20 protein-coding genes are annotated in these 20,385 nt (G+C 67.6%); 5 read left to right on the plus strand and 15 right to left on the minus strand.

Annotated features, from left to right (window positions below; genetic code table 11):
* Positions 1-5 precede the first annotated feature (5 nt).
* From GV792_RS10385 to GV792_RS10415, 7 genes are all read right to left on the minus strand, one after another.
* Positions 6-1,004 carry an Acg family FMN-binding oxidoreductase gene (locus GV792_RS10385; RefSeq protein WP_163823847.1) on the minus strand — a complete coding sequence of 333 codons (999 nt, stop codon included), beginning with the start codon at positions 1,002-1,004 and terminating at the stop codon, positions 6-8.
* Between the two features lie 118 nt (positions 1,005-1,122).
* Positions 1,123-1,854, minus strand: coding sequence for a hypothetical protein (locus tag GV792_RS10390; RefSeq protein WP_163823848.1), 732 nt, complete (start codon positions 1,852-1,854; stop codon positions 1,123-1,125).
* Positions 1,855-1,978: 124 nt separating this feature from the next.
* The gene (locus GV792_RS10395) at positions 1,979-2,743 is read right to left on the minus strand and encodes a L,D-transpeptidase (protein WP_163823849.1); all 765 of its coding nucleotides are present in this window, start codon (positions 2,741-2,743) and stop codon (positions 1,979-1,981) included.
* A gap of 105 nt (positions 2,744-2,848) precedes the next feature.
* Positions 2,849-4,960, minus strand: a complete 2,112-nt coding sequence (locus tag GV792_RS10400; protein WP_163823850.1) for an amylo-alpha-1,6-glucosidase — start codon at positions 4,958-4,960, stop codon at positions 2,849-2,851.
* A complete protein-coding gene (locus GV792_RS10405) occupies positions 4,957-6,165 on the minus strand; it encodes a glycosyltransferase family 4 protein (protein ID WP_163823991.1) in 1,209 nt (402 codons plus the stop codon). The genes GV792_RS10400 and GV792_RS10405 overlap by 4 nt, the downstream gene beginning before the upstream one ends.
* A gap of 235 nt (positions 6,166-6,400) precedes the next feature.
* Positions 6,401-6,703: a hypothetical protein gene (locus GV792_RS10410; protein ID WP_163823817.1), complete on the minus strand. Its 303-nt coding sequence runs from the start codon at positions 6,701-6,703 to the stop codon at positions 6,401-6,403.
* 398 nt (positions 6,704-7,101) lie between these two features.
* Positions 7,102-7,761, minus strand: a complete 660-nt coding sequence (locus GV792_RS10415; protein ID WP_163823851.1) for a cyclodeaminase/cyclohydrolase family protein — start codon at positions 7,759-7,761, stop codon at positions 7,102-7,104.
* Between the two features lie 104 nt (positions 7,762-7,865).
* Between GV792_RS10415 and GV792_RS10420 the strand changes: the two genes are divergently transcribed.
* Entirely contained in the window at positions 7,866-8,906 is a 1,041-nt protein-coding gene (locus tag GV792_RS10420) for an LLM class F420-dependent oxidoreductase (RefSeq protein ID WP_163823852.1), read from the plus strand.
* A gap of 100 nt (positions 8,907-9,006) precedes the next feature.
* Here GV792_RS10420 and GV792_RS10425 read toward each other — a convergent pair whose 3' ends face one another.
* The 7 genes from GV792_RS10425 to mftR all read right to left on the minus strand — a co-directional run bounded on the left by GV792_RS10425 (position 9,007) and on the right by mftR (position 14,797).
* A complete protein-coding gene (locus GV792_RS10425; protein WP_163823992.1) occupies positions 9,007-9,345 on the minus strand; it encodes an STAS domain-containing protein in 339 nt (112 codons plus the stop codon).
* 84 nt (positions 9,346-9,429) lie between these two features.
* Positions 9,430-11,715, minus strand: a complete 2,286-nt coding sequence (locus GV792_RS10430) for a SpoIIE family protein phosphatase (RefSeq protein ID WP_163823853.1) — start codon at positions 11,713-11,715, stop codon at positions 9,430-9,432.
* 16 nt (positions 11,716-11,731) lie between these two features.
* Positions 11,732-12,358 (minus strand): SpoIIE family protein phosphatase, encoded by a 627-nt coding sequence (locus tag GV792_RS10435; RefSeq protein ID WP_163823854.1) that lies wholly within the window; start codon positions 12,356-12,358, stop codon positions 11,732-11,734.
* On the minus strand, positions 12,351-12,764 hold the full coding sequence (locus tag GV792_RS10440) for an ATP-binding protein (protein ID WP_163823855.1): 414 nt from the start codon (positions 12,762-12,764) through the stop codon (positions 12,351-12,353). Before GV792_RS10440 ends, GV792_RS10435 begins: the two co-directional genes overlap by 8 nt.
* Positions 12,754-13,140 (minus strand): STAS domain-containing protein, encoded by a 387-nt coding sequence (locus GV792_RS10445; protein ID WP_163823856.1) that lies wholly within the window; start codon positions 13,138-13,140, stop codon positions 12,754-12,756. Before GV792_RS10445 ends, GV792_RS10440 begins: the two co-directional genes overlap by 11 nt.
* A gap of 10 nt (positions 13,141-13,150) precedes the next feature.
* Positions 13,151-14,044, minus strand: coding sequence for an STAS domain-containing protein (locus GV792_RS10450; RefSeq protein ID WP_138458732.1), 894 nt, complete (start codon positions 14,042-14,044; stop codon positions 13,151-13,153).
* Between the two features lie 147 nt (positions 14,045-14,191).
* A complete protein-coding gene (gene mftR / locus GV792_RS10455; RefSeq protein WP_163823857.1) occupies positions 14,192-14,797 on the minus strand; it encodes a mycofactocin system transcriptional regulator in 606 nt (201 codons plus the stop codon).
* A 65-nt stretch (positions 14,798-14,862) separates the two neighbouring features.
* On the opposite strand from mftR, the gene mftE reads away from it, so the two are divergent.
* Both mftE and mftD read left to right on the plus strand, forming a co-directional pair.
* Positions 14,863-15,561: a mycofactocin biosynthesis peptidyl-dipeptidase MftE gene (gene mftE / locus GV792_RS10460; protein WP_163823858.1), complete on the plus strand. Its 699-nt coding sequence runs from the start codon at positions 14,863-14,865 to the stop codon at positions 15,559-15,561.
* Positions 15,558-16,769 carry a pre-mycofactocin synthase MftD gene (mftD, locus tag GV792_RS10465; protein ID WP_163823859.1) on the plus strand — a complete coding sequence of 404 codons (1,212 nt, stop codon included), beginning with the start codon at positions 15,558-15,560 and terminating at the stop codon, positions 16,767-16,769. The genes mftE and mftD overlap by 4 nt, the downstream gene beginning before the upstream one ends.
* 102 nt (positions 16,770-16,871) lie before the next feature.
* On the opposite strand, the gene GV792_RS10470 is transcribed toward mftD, so the two are convergent.
* Entirely contained in the window at positions 16,872-17,432 is a 561-nt protein-coding gene (locus GV792_RS10470; protein ID WP_309138722.1) for a MarR family winged helix-turn-helix transcriptional regulator, read from the minus strand.
* A gap of 252 nt (positions 17,433-17,684) precedes the next feature.
* Here GV792_RS10470 and GV792_RS10475 point away from each other — a divergent pair, with 252 nt between their 5' ends.
* Positions 17,685-19,361: a fumarate hydratase gene (locus GV792_RS10475; protein WP_163823860.1), complete on the plus strand. Its 1,677-nt coding sequence runs from the start codon at positions 17,685-17,687 to the stop codon at positions 19,359-19,361.
* 302 nt (positions 19,362-19,663) lie between these two features.
* Positions 19,664-20,227, plus strand: a complete 564-nt coding sequence (locus GV792_RS10480; RefSeq protein WP_163823861.1) for a M15 family metallopeptidase — start codon at positions 19,664-19,666, stop codon at positions 20,225-20,227.
* Positions 20,228-20,385 lie beyond the last annotated feature (158 nt).

Consider the following 20,385-nt stretch of genomic DNA (forward strand, 5'->3'; position numbering starts at 1 on the left):
GACCCTCAGCGCGCGGACCGGTCGACGGAGAAGAACTCGGCGACGTGGCGCCGCGGCGTCGGCGGCTGCTCCGGACCCTGCGGCGCGGCGCCGACACGCACCACCACCTGCGGCACGCCGGGCCGGGGAATCAGCCCGGCAATGATGCGCCGGCTGGATGGCAATTCCGTGATGTGGGTCAGCGGGCAGGTCGCGAGCCCGGCGACGGTGAATTCCAGCAGCGCCGCCGAGAGCGCTTCTCCGCTGCGTAGCCAGTGCAGCGGTGCATCGTCGGGAGAGCTGAGCACTGCGAGCTCGGCGCGATCGTCGAGGTCGCCGCGTCGCAGCGCGCGCGGTCCCGCCGGGAATTCCCGTCCAACGCCGACCTGGGACAGCTCCGCGTTCGATGCCAACGCGGAGGCCGGTATCCCCTCCAGGTTGGCGGTATTGCCGGCCCACCAGTGCAATTCGTTCTGATAGTGCGGATCGTGGCGGCGCAGGGCCGAGGACTGCTCCGAGGCGGCGGCCAGTCGCGGCCGCTCCGAGCCGTCGAGCAGATCGAACTCGATCTCGTAGGCCGAGACCAGCGAGCGCACCGTGTCGCTGCGCTCCGCCCAGTGTGGTGGTTCGAGCAATGGCAGCCGGTCGGTGTGGCGTCGATCGATCGCGCGAGCGAGAGCGAGCAACCGATCCGGAGGGTCCGGCCACGGCCGGAAATCGAGGACTGCCAGATGATCGCGTCGCGTGGGATCGGGCAGCCGGGTGATATCGGTGTGCCAGCCGCGGGCCGCGAACGCGGTGCTTACGTGATGCAGCATGGCACCGCAGCTGATCACCAGCTGCCTGCCCTGTGGATCGGCTGAATGCAACCGGCGTTCGCCGTCGCCGTAGAGGTGTAGCCGGGTTCCGTCGAAGACCCAGCGCCAGGGCTGGGTGTTGTGCACCGACGGCGCCCGGCAGGCCAGCCGCAGTGCAGCCAGAACCGTCGGATGCTCGGGGATCCGAACTTCGTCGATGTTGGTCATATTTGTGAGTGTGCCCCTCCCGCAGGCGGCTGACCAGGGTCGTCGGTCGCATGTCTGGTGGTCGTTCAGTCATGGGCCGGGTCTGGATCATTGGCGAATGGGCGGGCTGCCGATCCGGTTATGTGATGGGGCTGATCCCGGTGATCAGGATTCTGCCGTCGACGTCGGCGGTGGTGACGAGCTGGGCGTTGTATGTGATCGGCTCGGCTTGCGGACGGTACTCGGTGATGACGACGGTGTACTGGCCGACGAACGCACCCGGACTGATGGTGAGGCAATGGGTCGTCCCGGCGGGTACGGAATCGATGCCGCGCTGGATATCGGGTGCGGCCGGGACCGCGGCACGGGGAGCTACCGCGGTGCGCGCCTGCTCACCGGAGCGGGCGACATAGAAGGCGTGCTGAAACGCGAAGATGGCGGCGGGCCCGGAGTCGTCACCGCCGGCCGCGTTGCCCTGGATCCGGTTGCCTACTCGCTCGGGTGCGCACGAAGGGGGGTCCGCGGCCCGTGCGGCGACACTGGTCTGTGCCCGAGCGGGCGCGGGAGCGGAGCCAGATCCGCCGAACTGGACAGTGGCCGCCCCCAGCAGTGCAGCGGCGCCGAGCAGTCCGAGCGCGGGTGGGATCCACCGTCGTTTACCCGGCGCCGGTTCGATCGGTTCGCGGCGGCCGACCCGACGCGGCACATCCGCGCCTGCCGGTGCGGGCCGGCCCGGCGCGATCTTCGCGGGCGCGGGGAGCTGGGACATCCAATCAGCCCATTCGCCCACATAGTCCGCGTTCGACGCGCCCCCGGTCTCCCCGGTGCCTGGTGCGCCCTGCTCGCTGCGCGCACTGTCCTGTCGATCCATAACGCCCCCACCTTCGTCAGGTTCTCCCGTCAGGTCCACCTATTTGTACTGGACGGACGGGTGATTGGGCGCTCACGACACCCGCCCGGGCGGTTCGGAGACCGTCCGGGGTGTGGCGCGGGAATCACCAGAAAACGTTGACCGGGTCGCCGATGCCGACGTTCTCGTAGTACCAGGCCGCGTCGCCAGGGGCGAGGTTGATGCAGCCGTGGCTGACGTTGGCATTGCCCTGTGAGTCGACCGACCACGGCGCCGAATGCACGAACACACCGCCCCAGGTGAGACGCACACCGTATTCACCGTCGATCAGATATCCCTCGGGGGAATCCAACGGGATGCCGATGGTGCGCGAATCGAAGACGATGTGCCGGAACTTCTCCAGCACGGGGAAAGTGCCGGTCGGTGTCTCCCAGCCCGGCTTACCCATCGAGGCGGGCATCTGCCGGACCACCTGACCGCCGATGCTGACGGTGAAGGTGTGCGCCGACATATTCGCGTCGGCGACGACACCGGCATTGGTGGCGAATTCGGTGCGAGCCTCGCCGATGCGCACGCCGATGGTCGCATTGGCGGGCAGGTACCCGGTCGGTATCCAGGTCAATTGCCGGTCGCCGGTCCAGGAGAAGGTGCCGGTCAATGGTTGACCGGCCGTGATCACCACCGATTTCTCGGCGGTCGCCCGGTCCGCGATATCGGCCGCGAATCGGATGGTCACCGGATGGGCGATACCGACCATCCGGCCATCGGAAGGCGTGATGGAGGCGACCGACCCGACACCCGCGCCCGGCGGGGATCGGTCGATCAACATGGCGTTCGCCGCGCCCGACCCGAACATGGCCAATGCCATGATCGCGGTCGCCAGAAACAGGTGCCGAACTACGCTCCGCATGGCTCCACCCCTTCGAGACGGTGTGGTGGGCAGAGGTCCATTCTAGGCGCGCATGATCAACTACGGCGCAGAGCGTTGCCTGCTCGTTACGCGGCGGGCGGTGGGCTACTCGGTGACCAACTGCCAATCGTCGGGCAATCCGTGCACATGGATTTCCGATCCCTCGGCATGAAGGGTGACCGTCGCGGGGCCCAGCCGCATGTCCGTCAGCGCGAGTTTGCCCCACCGACGCGGTAGCCGCGGGGTGACGGTGAGCCGCCGGTTCGGTACGCACGGTGTCAGTCCGAGGAACGAGCGCACCAGCAGCAGTGGTGCCGCACTGGCCCACGCCTGTGGTGAACAGGAGGTCGGATACGGGATCGGAGACCGGAACTCGCCGCGCCCGAAACCGCAGAACAACTCCGGCAGTCTGCCACCGAACTCGGCGGCGGCATCGAGCAGACCGAGGGTCAGCCGTTCGGCGAGCTCGCTGGCGCCGGGAATGTGGCGGTAGCGCTGCAATCCGGCCACCGCGATGGCGGTGTCGTGCGGCCACACCGAGCCGTTGTGGTAGCTCATCGGGTTGTAGGCACCCATCGTGGCCGACAGTGTGCGCAATCCGAATCCCGAATCCATCGAGGCATCGGCGAGCTTGTCGATCAGTTCGGCGGCGCGCTCGTCGGCGACGATCCCCGACCACAGGCATTGGGCAGCGTTGCTGGTCAAGGCATCGACCTGGTGTTTGTGCCCGTCCAGCGCGATCGCGTACCAACCGTTCTCGGCGACCCAGAACGCGTCGTCGAACCTCGTCTTGAGGTCCTCGGCCTGACCACGCAGCCGTACCGCCGTCTCGGTGTCACCGAAATGGTCGGCCAGTTCGGCCCTGGCCAGCCGGGCCGCGTACGCGTAACCCTGTACCTCGCTCAGCGCGATCGACGGTTCGGCCAGATGACCGCTCGCGTCGTTGATCGCGTCGAAACTGTCCTTCCAGCCCTGATTGGTGAGTCCGCGGTCGGTCTTGCGGCGGTACTCGACGAAGCCGTCACCGTCGGCGTCACCGTATTCGTCGATCCAGGCCAACGCGGCGTCAGCGGCGGGTAGCAGCTCCCGGATCACCGACTCGTCCGCGCCCCAGCGCCAGCATTCGGCCAGCAGCATGACGAACAGCGGGGTCGCGTCGACCGAGCCGTAGTAGACCTCGCCGCCAAGGACTTGCCCACCGGCCGGGCCGTGCCGCATCTCGTGCATGATCCGGCCTGGCTCTTCCTCGGTGATCGGTTCCACCTTGGTGCCCTGGAGTTTGGCCAGCTGCCGCAGTGTCCCGACCGCGAGCGCCGAATCCAACGGCAGCGCCATCCACGAGGTGAGCAGGCTGTCGCGGCCGAACAGGGTCATGAACCATGGCGCGCCCGCGGCCACATACGCGGGCGAACCGTCGCCGCGACCATCGATCCGCAACGCGCCCAGATCACTTTCGGTGCGCTGCAGCACCTCGGTGAGCCTGGCGTCGGTGGCGGTCAGATCGGTGGCGGTGGCGCGCCAGGCCTTGAGCCTGCTGATGGGGCTGTCCTCGTCGTCACCGAAGGCCATCTGCACTCGCCGATGCGCGACCACCGGTTGAGCCAGGATCTCGGTCTTCCACTGCCCGTGCGCGGGGACGACGACCTGCCAGGTGACGGTGCCCGGCAGCATGACCGGATCGCCGGTGGCGCTGATGGTGAGGCCACGGCCCGGATCGGTGTGGTCGATGAGATGTAGTTCGCCGTCGACGGATTGGGCCTCGGCGCTGCCGAGATGTTTGCGGCCCTCCTTGACGGCGAACAGGTCGGCGAAATCGGCGTCGGCGAACAAGGTGACGGTGATCGCGGTGTCCTCGTGACCGAGGTTCTGCACGATGATCGCTTCTTTGAGCCCCTGCCCGATCATGCGCTTGCGCACGACGAGCACGGTGCTGTCTGCGATGCCCTGACGCGGCTGCTTGCGCATGATGAACCGCGCCTTGAACGCCTCGGGCGTGAGCACCGTGAGTTGTTCGGCCGCTTGGCCGTCCAAGCGCAGCTCCCACCGCGAGATCACTCGGGCATCACGGTAGAACAGGCCCTGCGAGGTGCCCGAATGGATGTCGCCGAGCTGATCGGAGAGGCAGAACGTGCTCGCTTCGACGAGGGTGATGGTCCCCCCGCCGCCGTTGACGGCGGCGGGTTGACCGGAATTGAGGACCCTGGGGGGTTCGGTCATGCTCGACTCCAAGCCGGTGTCGGGCCGTTGTCCGCACGCAGGCCGAGCAGGCCGCTGCGCCGGAGCTCGACGGTGGTCAATTCATCTGCCGGGCGATGGGATTCGTCCCACGCTTCGAGTATGCGGTAATAGGCCGCCTCGTAGCCCGCACCGAGCTGATCGACACCGAAAAGTTCCTCGACGCGCCTGCGGCAGGCATACGGGTCGAGCTCGCTCGCGCGTGCGATGGCGGCGGGAAGTTCGGCCGGATCGTCGCAGATGATGCCGGTGACGCCGTCGACGACGACCTCCTCCACCGCACCGCCGCGCAACGCCACCACCGGGGTGCCGCAGGCCATGGCCTCGATCATCACGATGCCGAATGGTTCCTCCCACCGGATCGGGAACAGCAGGCAGCGCGCGGAGGCGAGCAGTTGCCGTTTGGCCACCGCGTCGGCCTCGCCGAAGACGTGATCGCTGTCGGTCAGCAGCGGTTCGATCTCCTGCGCGAAGTAGGCCTTCTCCGGCGGCTCATTGCATTTACCGGCCAGGATCAACGGGATTCCGGCCTCATGGGCGGCGTGCAATGCCAGATGCGGGCCCTTGTAGGAGGCGTAGCGGCCGAGGAACAGCGCGTAATCCTTCTTCTCGACCTGGAACGGCCATTCGCTGGGACGCAATGCGTTGTGTACCCGGGCGATCCAGTTGAACGTCGGCGCGAGCGCGCGCTGGCGGTCGCTGATCGCGACCAGGCGGGTGTGCTCGTCGAGTGCGCCGTAGTAGTCGCACATATCGCCGTCGACCGGGCCGTGCACGGTGACCGCGGTCGGGATGCCGAGTGCCTCATAGGCGGGCGCGTTGAGCGGCCCGGCGAAGGTGTGGTCGTGGATGATGTCGATCGGCCTGGTGCGGGCCAGGTCCTCGATGATGCGTCGAACCTTGAGCGCGTTGACGACCTCGGGGAACGGATCGCCGAGCCGGTCGGCCTGGATGCGGTCCCAGACCGGGACGAATTCTGCTGCTGTGCCCGGCTTTCCGGCGCCGAGCAGGGTGACCTGGTGGCCGCGCGCGACAAGGGTGTCGGCGAGTTCGGCGACCACGGCCTCCACCCCGCCGTATCCGGCGGGCGGGACATCGAAGTACGGGGGAGCGACGAGAACGATGCTCAGTGGCCGGCTGCGGGTGGTGATATCGAACGCGTCGCTGCCGGGTTTTCGGCCAAGGATGTCGGAGTCGGAATCGGTGTCCTCGCGGGTGAATATGGTGCTCAACGTAATCCTCCTCAGCGGTGGCCGTGGTGCGCGCGTCGCGTACCTGTCGGCCGGTGGGTGGAGCTGATCAAGAACCATTCGGTGTCATCAGGGCAACGAATGTCACTGGCGCCGATCGTTTCCGGCGCAATGGGGCAGCGTGCTGCTGCACGGACAACTCATGGGTGTCCGAAGCGGCGTCGTGGGTGATCTACACGGCGCCGGCCCCCGCCCGATCCGGGGCAAGCGTGAATGCCGCACGGCCGGTGGCCGTCGCATTCAGCGTGTACCTGGCTCGTCTGAGGACCAGGCAATCGGGTGAGCAGTAGCGGTGGATGTCATGGGCGCGGCGTGCCTGACCGACGGTCAACTCGCCGGGATCGGCCGAGCAGTCCGCGATGTTGGAAACGACCTGGCGCACCGTGATGACGTCGATCCTGGCCCCCTGGTCCGCCGTGCGGTCCAGGTCGTCCGGCTCGAGCGCCGGTAGCGCCGTGATGTACCCGATCCTCACCGTTACCTCCTGCATGTCGAGCTCGAGCTATCAGTTCCGGCGGCGGATGGCCGCCGATCACGCTGGTGACTCGTGGTGACGCACAAAGCAGGTGAAGCAAGAACGGTCCGTGAAGTGATGTGTATCACGAAACCGCGGCCCAGTGTACGCCGACTCAGTTACCTACTCGGCAGTACGCCGGTCGAAGGCGGATTCCGGCGCGGTTGGATGAAAGAATCGGGCATCTACTGGCAGTTGTGGTGTGATGCCCTGGGTTTCGTGAGGTCGGATCCTGGCGCATTCAGGACATGTATGGCGGTTTTAAGCCGTGCTGGCTATGTGTCGGCTATTTATTTGACGGGTTGTCCGGACACGACACAGCCCGGCCGCCGTGGCGACCGGGCCGGTGACGAGGACGCTCAGCCGCGCACGGCGTGGAGTACGTCCGCATGCAGGGCGTCGGCGCGGGCGGTGATGGCCTCGATCCGGCCGAGCGCCGCGGCGAAGGCAGCGCCGTCCTCGGCCGACAGCGAGCCGACATTGATCTCGATATTGAGCCGCGAACTGGTCGCCGCCGCACGGGCGGCGTCGGCGGCAGCGCCGATATCGGTGACCACATTGGGGTTGCCGATCGGCAACAGCTCGCCGGCCAAAGAGAGCACCTCGTCGGCCTCATCGACCACCGCCGCAGGCACCCTGGCAGCCTCCAGCAGCGCCGCCGTGATCGCAGCGCTGCGGGCCTCGGTCTCCTCCGGGGTGTTCTTGGGCAGCTTGTAGGCCGCGCCTACCGCGGTGAAGGCGGCGGCGTCGGCATCGGCGAGCGACAGGGCCCGCTGCCTGGCCGCATCGGCGGCTTCGATGATCCGATCCACGACCGGCCGGTGCTCGGCGTCCTTGGCCCGTGTGGTGTACCTGGCGACCATCGCGACCAGGGCAGCGCCCTGGGCGGCGTGCAGCGCGGCCACCGCACCGCCTCCGGGAGCGGGCACCTTGGCCGCCAGATCGGCCAGATATCCGGCGACGGTGGCGTCGGCGAAGCTCGGCGCGAGATCCGGATGCGAGGTGGTCGGCTGCGACACGGTGGTGTGGCCTTTCGTTCTGGCGAGCGGGGCGCTTTCACGCTACCGCGATCTCGGCGTGGCCGGTCGCAGGCGGTCGGGTACCCGTGGCTATGTTGAGTGCTATGCGGATCGGATTGGGTATCAATTATTCGGGGGGCTTCAAGGAGGTCGCGGCCGAGGTCGCCGATCTCGAGCGGGCAGGTCTCGACATCGTGTTCGTCCCGGAGGCATATTCGTTCGACGCGGTGAGCGCGCTGGGCTACCTGGCTGCCAAGACCGAGCGCATCCAGCTCGCCTCGGGCATCCTGCAGCTCTACACCCGCACCCCGAGCCTGACCGCGATGACCGCGGCGGGCCTGGACTTCGTCTCCGACGGCCGGTTCGTCCTCGGCCTCGGCGCGTCCGGGCCTCAGGTGATCGAGGGCTTCCACGGCGTGCCCTATGACGCGCCCATCGGCCGCACCAGGGAACTGGTGGAGATCTGCCGCAAGGTGTGGCGGCGCGAACGCCTCGAGTACGACGGCAAGTACTACCAGATCCCGTTGCCCGCCGAGCGCGGCACCGGCCTGGGTAAGTCGCTCAAGCTGATCAACCATCCGGTGCGCGAACGCATTCCGGTGCTGCTGGCGGCGCTCGGCCCGAAGAACGTGCAGCTGGCCGCGGAGATCGCCGAAGGCTGGCAGCCGATCTTCTTCCTGCCCGAACAGGCCGGGAAGGTGTGGGGCGATGCGCTGGCCGCCGGTCGGGCGCAACGCGATCCGGCGCTGGGTGACCTCGAGGTCTTCGCGGGCCCGGCGCTGGCCATCGGCGAGAACGTCACGCCACTACTGGAATTCGTGAAGCCGCACCTTGCCCTCTACATCGGTGGCATGGGCGCCAAGGGCAAGAACTTCTATCACACGCTGGCCACCAAGTACGGCTACGGCGCCGAAGCCGACCGCATCCAGGAGCTGTACCTGGCCGGGAAGAAAGAAGAGGCGGCCAAGGTGGTCCCCGACGATCTGGTGCGCGATGTCTCGCTGGTCGGTCCGGCGAGCTTCGTCAAGGAACGGATCGCGGCGTTCGCCGAGGCCGGTGTGACGGTGCTCAACGTCGTCCCGATGGCGGCCACCCCGGCCGAACGAGTGGGTCTGATCGAGCAACTGCGCGCCCTCTGCGACTGAGCGGGCGCCGGGCAGGGCCGCCGAGCAGGGCGGCCCTTTCCGAGTGACCACGGGCCCCGCATCGCCTCCTCGGTGATGCGGGGCCCGTGGTGTCGGTTGGCTAGTTGCCGCGGAGTCCGGCCAGCGCCGCCTCCAGCGTGGTGTGCAGGGCGAAGACCTGGTCGAGGCTGGTCATCTTGAGCTGGCGGCTGGTGGCGGGACCGTCGGCCACCACGGCGATCGCGGTGGTCTCACCCGCCCGCTGATGCGCAGCGACAAGCGCCGCCATGCCCGCCGACGCCAGGAAGGTGACCGCGGTCAGGTCGATGATCAGGCCCGCCGGTTCGCTGCCAAGGGCCGCGTCGATCGCATTCTCCAGGGCGGGTGCCGTGGCCAGGTCGACCTCCCCGGTCACCGTGAGCACGATCGCCCCATCGCGGGTGGCGACGGTGGTCGTCATCGTGTCGGTGAGGGGATACGCGTCTCCGGAAGTGTTTGTCACATCATCACAATCTGCCATGATCCGGGCGATCCTGCCGAATCGTCATCCGGATACCTGTTTGTTCGTTCCGCGCAGCGGGTTGGCCACCGGGAACGCGATCGCCGGCAGAGTTACCGACATTCGCACCCTGGTACCGGGCCCGCTGTGGTCGATGTCGAGCTCTTCGGTGAGCGCGCGCATCATATCCAGTCCACGGCCACGGTACCCGCGATCAGCCGACCGCGGTTTCCAGTTGCCGGAGTCGGTGACTCGGATCTCCACCGTTTCGGTGCCGCATTCCGCGCTCAGCTCGATCCGGCCGGGTTCGCTGTCGCGGTAGGCGTGCTCGATGCTGTTGCTGCACGCCTCGTTCGCCGCCGCGACCAGATCCGAGGCCAGGTCGTGGGGGACAGCCGCGGCGGTGAGCCATTCCTTGAGCGTGCGCCGCAGCGCGGACAGCTGATCGGCGCCGGCGGGTACCCGCAGCCGCAACGGCGCCGGCGGCTGGCGGTAGACAACCATGGCGACGTCGTCGTCGTAGCCGCCTGCCGGTCGCAGGCGAGACAGCACCGCGTCGGCGACTTCGCGCGGCAACCGTTCATGGGTCTCGGCCAGCACACTGGCGATCTGGTCGAATCCGTCGAAGATGTCGACACCGCGCTGTTCGACGAGCCCATCGGTGAACAGCACCAGCGTCGATCCTGGCGGCAGCGGTGTGGTCGCCTCCGGGCGCCGCGGCATATCGAAGGTCGCCAGCGGGACCGCGCGGCCACCTTCCAGCATCCGGCCGGTCACGCCGACGTCGGCGAGGATGGGCGGCATATGGCCCGCGTTGCTGTAGCGGACCAGACCGCGGATCGGGTCGAGTACGGCCGCGCACACCGTGGTGCACATGGCGCCGGGAATGGAGGCGGCGACGGTGTCCAACTCGGCCAGCAATTGCGCCGGACCGGCACCGCGCAGCAGCAACGCCCGCGCCGCGGTACGCAACTGACCCATCACCACCGCGGCCGACAGACCACGGCCGACGCAGTCACCGACAACCACACCGATCGTCCCGTCCTTCAACGGGACCACGTCGTACCAGTCGCCGCCGATCTCCAGCGGCGGCAGCGCGGGCTCGTAGTGCACCGAGAACCGCGGCGGCAGCTCGATCGGGCCGAGCATGGCGCGCTGCAGCGTCAGGGAGGTCGCGCGGGCCTGGTCGAAGTTGCGTGCCCGCTGCACCGCCAGGCTGAGATGGCCGATGAGCAGCGAGAACAGCGTCCAATCGGCCGCACCGACGACGCGCGGTGCGGCGAAGCGCAGCCACAGGGCCGCGTCCGCGGTCTCACCGAGCGGGGCGACGATGCCTTCGGCGCGGTCGGTGGCCTCCGGCACCGCGATCAGCGTGCGGCCCGGGCGCAGCCTGGCCCGCTCCAGCAGCTCCCGCGTCTCGGGCGCGAGCACCTCAGCCGACTGTGGTTCGCCGACGGTATCCGGCGCGGCATCGTCCGGTGCGCCGGACACATAGACCTCGGGTGTGCCCTGCCGAGTGGCCCACACCGCGACGACCGCGATTTCCGCATCCACGGTGCGCCGCAGTTCGTCCAGTCCGACCTCGAGCACCTCGGCCACACTGATCGCGGAGGCGACGGCGGTCGCCAGCCGTGAGGCAGCCTGATCGCGGGCCTGGGCATCGTGCTCGGCGGTGACGTCGCGAATGGTGCCGACGAAAATCCGTTCATTGCCCTCGGGTTTGACCAGCGTGCTCGTGCTCACCGCGAGCCAGCGGTCTCGGCCGTCACGATGGCGGATCTGGGTGACGAACCGCAGTGCGGCGGTGCCGAGATCGGGGTATCGCGGGCCCTCCGGGATCGACCACGGATGTGGCAGCGCATAGGGCACGTCGGTCGCACCGTAGCCGGTCAATTCACCGAAGGCGGAGTTGATCTCGATGATGGTGCCGCGCGCGTCGGCCACGAAGAACCCGTCCTGCAGCGACTCCACCAGCGCGGTACGGAACTCGTCGCGGCCCGCGAGATCATCGGCACGAGTGCGCTGCTGTTCATAGCGGCGGGTGCCGTCGAGGTATCCGCGGGTGGCGACATCGAGGGTGATGAGGGTCTGCAGCAGGAATTCCAGCGCCGACTCCTCGAGCGGGGTCGGGCCCTGCCCACCGGTTTCGGCTTGCACCTGTGTGACCACCCGATAGTGGTTCTCGGTGAGATCGAGCAGGCTGATGCCCTCGACGAGGGCTCGCCTGCCGAGCTCGTGGCCTTCGGCCAGGCTGTCGTGCGCGGGAGAGCGTAGATGCCGCCGCAGCGCGTCGGCGTAGTCGTCGAGGAAGGCGGACAGGACCGTACTCATTATCGGCACCCACCGCTCATGAGGTTCCGTTCGTGCCGCGCACCCGGGCCGCGAGCACCAGGGCATCGTCGGTGTCCTTGGCGTTGTGCTCGAGCAGCGTCGCGGTGATGTCGGCGGCCGGTTTGGACAAATCGATGCCAGCACCGGAGTCGATGACGATGCCGTCGGTGGACATCAGCAACAGGTCGCCGGGGCGCACCGGAACGGTCTGCGGTTGCAGATGCGGCGGCAGCCGATAGCCGACGATCCCGCCGGTTTGCAGCACCGTCGCGCTGATCGCCGGTCCGGTGGGGCCTGCGGTGAGCAATTGCGAATCGACATTGCCGACACCGAGCCACTGCACCGAATCGGCACCGAACAACGCCAGCGACACGGCGGCACCGCGGGTGTCGGCCATCGCCCTGTGGCACAGCACCATCAGGACGTCCAGTGGTTCGGCGCGATTGTCGGCCAGTACCCGCGCGGCCCGGTCGACAGCTGCCGCGGCGGCTTTGCCGTGCCCGAGCCCGTCCAGGACGGCGAAAAGCGCGATGCCTGATCCGGTATCGAGCACTGCGCAACGATCGCCGGAGATCTGCTGTCCGGGTAGGGCACGACCGGCAACGGCCCATTCGATCCGGCCGATGTACCCGTCGTCATGCACCGTTGGGTACCCACTTCCACATCTCCACCAACGTGCCGCGATCGGGGCCGGAATCGACCGTGAGTCTGTCCATCAGACGTTTGGCCCCGGGTAACCCGAGGCCGAGCCCGAGTCCGGTGGAATAGCCGTCTTCCATCGCCCGGGCGATATCGCGAATGCCGGGGCCTTTGTCGCTGGCCTGCACCACCAGCGCCTGACGGCCTTCGCGTTCGTCGACGAGTAATCGGATCTCGCCGCTGCCCGCATAGCTGGTGATGTTGCGGGCGACCTCGGAGATGGCGGTGGAGATCATGGTGCGGTCGGTGAGGGAGAAGCCGAGTTGTTCGGCCAGTTCACGTCCGGCCTGACGCGCGGTGACGATGTCGTTGGACATTTTCACCGCGATGACTCTGTCCTCAGCGGCCACGGTCACGACCGTCTCGCCGCCGGGCAGGGACATTGCTGTTCAACCAGGCCAAGCCCTCTTCCAGGTCGAGGGCGGTGTGCATGTCCTCGAAGGTGAGACCGAGCTGGACCATGGCGAACGCGACTTCGGGCTGCAGCCCGACGATGACGGTCTGGGCGCCACGCAGTTGCGTCATATGCGCGATGGTCCGCAACGATCTCGCCGCGAACGAGTCCATCACGTCGATGGCGGTGACGTCGACGATGATGCCATGCGCCCGGTACTTGCTGACCTGTGTCATCAAGTCGTCCTGGAGACGCTCGGTATCGGCGTCGGTCAGCGCGGATTGCACCGACGCGATGAGGTATGTGCCCTGTTTGAGGATGGGAACCGGCATGAGCTGCTGATCAGCGCCCGCTGCGTTCGGATACCCGGGAGATCTCGTAGCCGAGCAGCCGCTCGGCCTCCTCGATACCGCCCTGCAGGTCACCGACGGCGTTCATCTTGGACAGGTCGAGTCCGATGGTGACCAGTGTCAGCGCGATGTCGGAGGACAGGCCGGTGATGATCACGTTGGCGCCCATCAGCCCGGAGGCGTCGACGGTCTGCACGAGGTGGTTGGCGACTGTCTGATCGATCTCCGGGACGCCGGTGATGTCGATGACGACCACCTTGGCGCGATTGGCGCGGATCGCACGCAGCAACTGCTCGGTGAGCTGACGGGCGCGCTGACTGTCGAGCACGCCGATGATCGGCAGGATGAGCAGCTGCTCGCGCACCTGCAGCACCGGCGTCGACAGCTCGCGAATGGCTTCCTGCTGCTGGCGGATGACGCGCTCGCGCTCCTGGACGAACGACACGCCCACGGTATTGGCGATGCGGTTGGCGGCCGGTTCGTAGGCGTCGAGGACGTCGTTGAGCAGTTCGAAGTTCGACTGGTACTTCTCGAACAGCGAGCGAGCCAGCACGTCACGCAGCAGCAGCACGATGCCGAGGATCTCGTCGGTCTCGACGCCTCTCGGAATGATGCGCTCGGACAGATCGCGGGCGTAGGCCTGCAGTGCCTCGACGCTACCGGTCTCGAGTACTTCGACGTAGTTGTCGAAGATCGAGGTGGCCTCGGAGAAGATCTCCTCCGGCGTCATGGCGGTCAGCAGACGGGCGTCGGTAATGCGGCGCGCCCATTCTTCACGCAGCACGGTGCGGTTCTGACGCAGATGCTCGACCAGCTGCGGAAGCAGGTTGTCGACCGGTCCTGCGGCCAGTGAGTCCGCCGAAAGGCTCATGGACACCTCGGACATGGAAACTCGTGCCCCTTTCGACGGGTACGACAGGTCTTGCGTATCTCGGTGGTGACGCTCGGCTGCGTGCCGGTATCGAGCCTAGTCATACCCCAGCGGTGTCACCGCTGAAACCACCAGGGTCGGGCTGTTCGACCGTGGCGCCGGTCACCTCCCGCTGTCGTCCGGGGTGGGGAAGCCTTGCTCGAGGGCGCCGAGCACCTCGTCCAGATAGACGGTGAGGTCGGTATCGGCGCGGGTCAGCCAGGCGTCGAAGGCGGCGCGTGCAGCGGCGAGGGTGGCGCGTCCGACGGCCATGGGAATCAGCGCGTCCTCCGGCTGGCCGAGGCGGCTCGCGGCGAAGGAGCTGACGGTGCGCTCCCAGGCGTCGTAGTGGGCGCCCGCCGTGGCGGCCAACGCGGGCACCGTCGCGACCAGTTGCATGCGGGTGCGCAGTTCGGGCACATCTTCGGCGCGGTAGCGGTTGGCGTTGACCACCACGCGGCGCACCGCGGCCATCATCGGGATATCGGGATCGACGGTCGTGAACGCGGCTCGGAGTGCGTCGACCTCGGCATCGAACTGGTACCAGAGCACTTCGGCCTTGCTGGGGAAGTAGCGGAAGAAGGTCCGGCCGCTGATGCCCGCCGCCGCGGCGATCTGCTCGACGGTGGTGTCGTCGAAGCCCTGTTCGCTGAACAGCCGCATGGCGATGAGTTCGAGGGCGCGCTTGCTGGTGCCGCGCGGGCGCCCGCGGGTGCTGTGTGCCGTCACGGCTATTGATTATGCGTCCGAACGGCCTATTGATTATGTCAGTGAGTGACGTTAATGTCGGCGGCATGATGGCGGATCTCACATGGCCCGAGGCGGGAGAATATGTCGCCGCGGGTGTGATCCTGGCCGTGCCGGTCGGCTCGACCGAACAGCACGGCCCGCATCTGCCGCTGTCCACCGACACCGATATCGCCCTCGCGCTGTGCACCCGATTGGCTGCCGCACGTGCGGATGTGCTCGTCGCGCCTGCGGTTCCCTACGGTTCCAGCGGTGAGCACGCGGGCTTCCCCGGCACGCTGTCCATCGGCGCGTCCGCATTGGAGCTGCTCATCGTGGAGCTGTGCCGCTCGGCCACCGACAGCTTCGAGCGGATCCTGCTCGTCAACGGGCACGGCGGCAATGTCGAACCGCTACGCCGGGCGGTCGACCTGCTGCGCACCGAATCCCGTGACGTACGCCTGTTCCTGCCGCGCTACGACGGCGATCCGCATGCTGGCCGCACCGAAACCGCGCTGCAACTGGCGCTCTCGCCCGGCCGGGTCCGCACCGACCGCGCCGAAGCCGGCGATGTCCGGCCGCTGCCGCAGATCCTGCCGCTGCTGCGCACCGGGGGAGTGCGCGCGGTGAGCCCCAATGGCGTCCTCGGTGATCCCACGGACGCGACCGCCGAGGAGGGCGCCGCCCTGCTCGCCCAGCTGACCTCACAACTGACCGACCAGACCCGGCTGTGGTGGCCGCAGACCCCCGAAAGGATCCAGCCATGAACGCGTGGTTCGAAACCGTCGCCGAGGCGCAGCGGCGCGCGAAGAAGCGACTCCCTAAATCGGTGTACGGCGCCCTGATCGCAGGCTCCGAACGTGGCCAGACCATCGAGGACAACCAGACTGCGTTCAGTGAACTCGGGTTCGCGCCGCACGTCGCCGGGCCGATCGGCGAGCGCGATCAGTCGACCACCGTGCTCGGCCAACAGATTTCGATGCCGGTGCTGATCTCGCCGACCGGCGTGCAGGCCGTGCACCCCGACGGCGAGGTCGCGGTGGCCCGAGCCGCGGCCGCGCGCGGGACCGCCATGGGGTTGTCATCGTTCGCGAGCAAGCCGATCGAAGAGGTGATCGCGGCCAACCCCGCGACTTTCTTCCAGCTGTACTGGTGTGGCAGCAAGGACGAGATCTCCGAGCGAATGGCCAGGGCGAAGACCGCGAGCGCCGTCGGGCTGATCCTGACGCTGGACTGGTCGTTCTCACACGGGCGCGACTGGGGCAGCCCGGTCATTCCCGAAGCGTTGAATCTGCGCACCATGATGAAATTCGCGCCGCAGACCATGATCAAGCCGCGCTGGCTGACCACCTACGTGCGCTCGGGCAAGCTGCCCGACCTCACCGCGCCCAATATGGCGGTCGGCGGCGCCCCGGCACCCGGATTCTTCGGCGCCTACGGCGAATGGATGGGTACCCCCGCCCCCGATTGGGCCGATGTGGCCTGGATCTGTGAGCAGTGGGACGGCCCGGTGATGCTCAAGGGCGTCATGCGCGTCGATGACGCCCACCGCGCCGTCGACGCGGGTGTGGCCGCCATCTCGGTGTCCAACCACGGCGGCAACAATCTGGACGGCACCCCCGCCGCCATCCGTGCACTGCCCGTGCTGGCCGACGCGGTGGGTTCGGAGATCGAGATCCTGCTCGACGGCGGTATCCGCCGCGGCAGCGATGTCGTCAAGGCCGTGGCGCTCGGCGCCCGCGCTGTCATGATCGGGCGCGCTTACCTGTGGGGCCTGGCCGCCAACGGCCAGGCGGGCGTGGAGAACGTGCTCGACATCCTGCGCGGCGGCATCGACTCGGCGCTGCTTGGCCTGCGCAAGACGAGTATCACCGAGCTCGACCGCAGTGACATCGTCGTCCCCTCGGGATTCGAACGGGCGCTGGGTGTCCCGGCGGCAGCCGATCGCGGCGCAGCGGTCGCGAACCCGGCCTGAGGTGTCGCGCCGGCTCACTGTGGGTGAGCCGGCGCCTCGCAGGGCGGCCCGGCGCCTCGCCGCGGTAGTGCGCCGAACCCATGTGCGCGGGAACCTCGGAGATCACGGCATGACGGGCTCGTCATCGTCGCTGCTAGTGGTCGACATGTGACCGATTCCGAGGGCGTCTCCCGCCGCCGCGTCCGACGACGACGCTCCGTCGCCGTTCGAGCCGCGGTGATGGCCGAGCAGGATGTCGTAGATATCGGCCAAGGTCGCCAGCTGCTCACGATCGAGCACATCGATCATGTGCCTGCGCACGCTCTGGACGTGCGCGGGTGCGGCCGTGACCAGCACTTCGAGGCCGCGTGCGGTGAGTCGTGCCGCGGTGCGGCGGGCGTCGTCGGGGATCGGTGAGCGGGCCACGAGGCCGCGCTTCTCCATCCGGGTGATCTGATGCGACAGCCTGCTCTGCGACCACTCGAGCTTGGCCGCCAGATCGGCGAAGGTCAGACAGTGTTCGGGGTCCTCGACGAGATAGGCGAGGACCGAATACTCGACATAGGTGAGGGCGGATTCCCGCGTCGAATCGCGTCCGACGGCGGCCGCGATCAGGTCGCGGGTCCGGACGAATCCCAGCCAGGCCCGCATCTCGACGTCATCGAGCCAGTGGGGGTCGGTCACGTTGGCGCTCCAATTCCGGTGTATCGGTTGAGGTGCCGCGCGCTTGGCGCCCCGCGCGATACCTGCTGGAACGAGAGTTAGCACCCCCAGGGTTGAACGTGCAACCTTTTGTGGCGCATCCCAGTGTCACGACAGGTGGATAGGGTTGCCTAACCGCAGGTGTGGTCCCGATCGGTCGTTAGGCTCGCTGTGCTTCAGTCCAGCCGTGGCTGTGGCCTGAGCCCGACACTTGCCCATAAGGAGTGCGTTGCCGTGACCGCGCCGGAGTTCCGCTATTCCGATCTGCTGCCGATCGGCGCCGACGAGACCCCGTACCGTCTGCTCACGACCGAGGGCGTGAGCACCTTCGAGGTGGACGGCCGCACATTTCTGAAGGTCGAGCCCGAGGCGCTGCGCCTGCTCACCGAGACCGCGATCCACGACATCAGCCACTATCTGCGCCCCGCGCACCTGGCCCAGCTGCGCAAGATCATCGACGACCCTGAGGCCTCCGGCAACGACCGTTTCGTCGCGCTGGATCTGCTGAAGAACCTCAACATCTCCGCCGGTGGCGTACTGCCGATGTGTCAGGACACCGGCACCGCGATCGTGATGGGCAAGAAGAGCGAAGGTGTGCTCACCGGTGCCGACGACGCCGAGGCGATCAGCCGCGGCGTGTTCGATGCCTATTCCCGGCTGAACCTGCGCTACTCCCAGCTGGCGCCGATCACCATGTGGGACGAGAAGAACACCGGCTCCAACCTGCCCGCGCAGATCGAGCTCTACGCCACCGAAGGCGACAAGGACAACCCGGTCTACAAGTTCCTGTTCATGGCCAAGGGCGGCGGTTCTGCCAACAAGTCGTTCCTGTACCAGGAGACCAAGGCCATCCTGAACCCCGAGCGCATGCTCGAGTTCCTCGACGAGAAGATCCGCTCGCTCGGCACCGCGGCCTGCCCGCCGTACCACCTCGCCGTGGTCATCGGCGGCACCAGTGCCGAATTCGCGTTGAAGACGGCCAAATACGCGTCCGCGCACTACCTGGACAATCTGCCCACCGAGGGTTCGATGGCCGGGCACGCGTTCCGCGATGTCGAGCTCGAGGAAGAGGTCTTCCAGCTCACCCGCGAATTCGGCATCGGCGCACAGTTCGGCGGTAAATACTTCTGCCATGACGTGCGCGTGGTGCGCCTGCCCCGCCACGGTGCGTCCTGTCCGGTGGCCATCGCCGTGTCCTGCTCGGCCGACCGCCAGGCCCTGGCCAAGATCACCAAGGACGGCATTTTCCTGGAGCAGCTGGAAACCGAACCGGCCCAGTACCTCCCGGAGCAAACCGAGGACATCCTCGGCGGCGACGTGGTGCAGATCGACCTGAACCGCCCGATGGACGAGATCCGCGCCGAACTGTCCAAGTACCCTGTCAAGACCCGTCTTTCGCTGACCGGCTCTCTGGTGGTTGCGCGTGATATCGCCCACGCCAAGATCAAGGAACGCCTCGACGCGGGCGAGTCGATGCCGGAGTACCTGCGCGATATGGCCGTCTACTACGCCGGTCCGGCCAAGACCCCCGAGGGTTACGCCTCCGGCTCCTTCGGCCCCACCACCGCGGGCCGCATGGACTCCTACGTCGACCAGTTCCAGGCGGCGGGTGGCTCATTCGTCATGTTGGCCAAGGGCAACCGCTCCGCGCAGGTGACCAAGGCGTGCAAGGAGTACGGCGGCTTCTACCTCGGCTCGATCGGTGGCCCCGCCGCGCGTCTGGCCCTGGACTGCATCAAGAACGTCGAGGTGCTCGAATACCCCGAGCTGGGTATGGAAGCGGTCTGGAAGATCGACGTCGAGGACTTCCCGGCCTTCATCGTCGTCGACGACAAGGGCAACGACTTCTTCGCCGAGACCCAGAAGCCGATCGCGCTCCGGGTGCGCACCCGCTCCAAGGAACGCGTCTGAGCGACGCGCCCCGAACTCGGGCGAGTCATAGGTTATGCACATGATGGGGATGATCTGTGTACAGCTCCGATTCTGAGTGGAATCGGCTGCACGGCAGGCGGTTCCCGAGCGCCTCGAATCGACATCGGTGGTGGTCAACAGCCTTGACGGCGATGGAGCTGAAAACCATTGCCGCTTGGTGAATGTGATCCACAGCACGTGTATAACCTTGTGGACAGTTGCCGTTTCAAGCTGTTCGCCCAGGTCGCGCCGAACCCGGCGTGACCTGGGACGCTCGGCGCGTCGCGCTACGATCGACCGCTATGTGGCCAATCGGCGAAGCACGCAACAGACGTCGTCCGCGGCGGCATGCCCGCATTGCGATCGCAGCTGCGGTGGCGCCGTTCGCCGTCGCGCTGAGCGTCGCCGGGCCCGCCAAGGCCGCGCCCGAATCCCAACCGGCATCCCCGCCGTCGGGCGCCGCCCCCGTCCGGCCGATTGCCGCGGCCGGAACCGAGGGCTTGAACCCGCTGCTGGCACTGGCCTACACGATGGCCGCCGACGAGGCCCATGCCGCAGGCGTCCCGCTGTCCATCACCTCCGGCTACCGCACCCCAGCCGAGCAACAAGCGCTATGGGATGACGGCATCCACACCCACGGCAACCCCGCCGAGGCTCGCCGCTGGGTCCTGCCACCCGACGAATCCACCCACGTCACCGGCCACGCCATCGACGTCGGCCCGATCGAGGGTGCACGGTGGCTGGAAGCCAACGGGAACCGATGGGGGCTCTGCCGGACTTTCGATAATGAGTGGTGGCATTTCGAGTTGGCCACGTTCCCTGGCCTGCCCTGCCCGCCCCGTGTGCCTGACGCCAGCGTGCGCTGAGCGGTGCTGGGGCGTCGGTATGCAGGCCCACTATGACGCCGACCTGGCCCGGTTGGAATTGGGTGACACGCTGGCAGGCATCGTCCCGATGGCAGGCTAGAAGCGACCTTCCGTGTCAACCGCAGCGGGGTGAATCGTCAGCGCCCCGATGGCAGCCG

The organism is Nocardia cyriacigeorgica (assembly GCF_010868145.1).
Taxonomy (GTDB): Bacteria; Actinomycetota; Actinomycetes; order Mycobacteriales; family Mycobacteriaceae; genus Nocardia; species Nocardia cyriacigeorgica_D.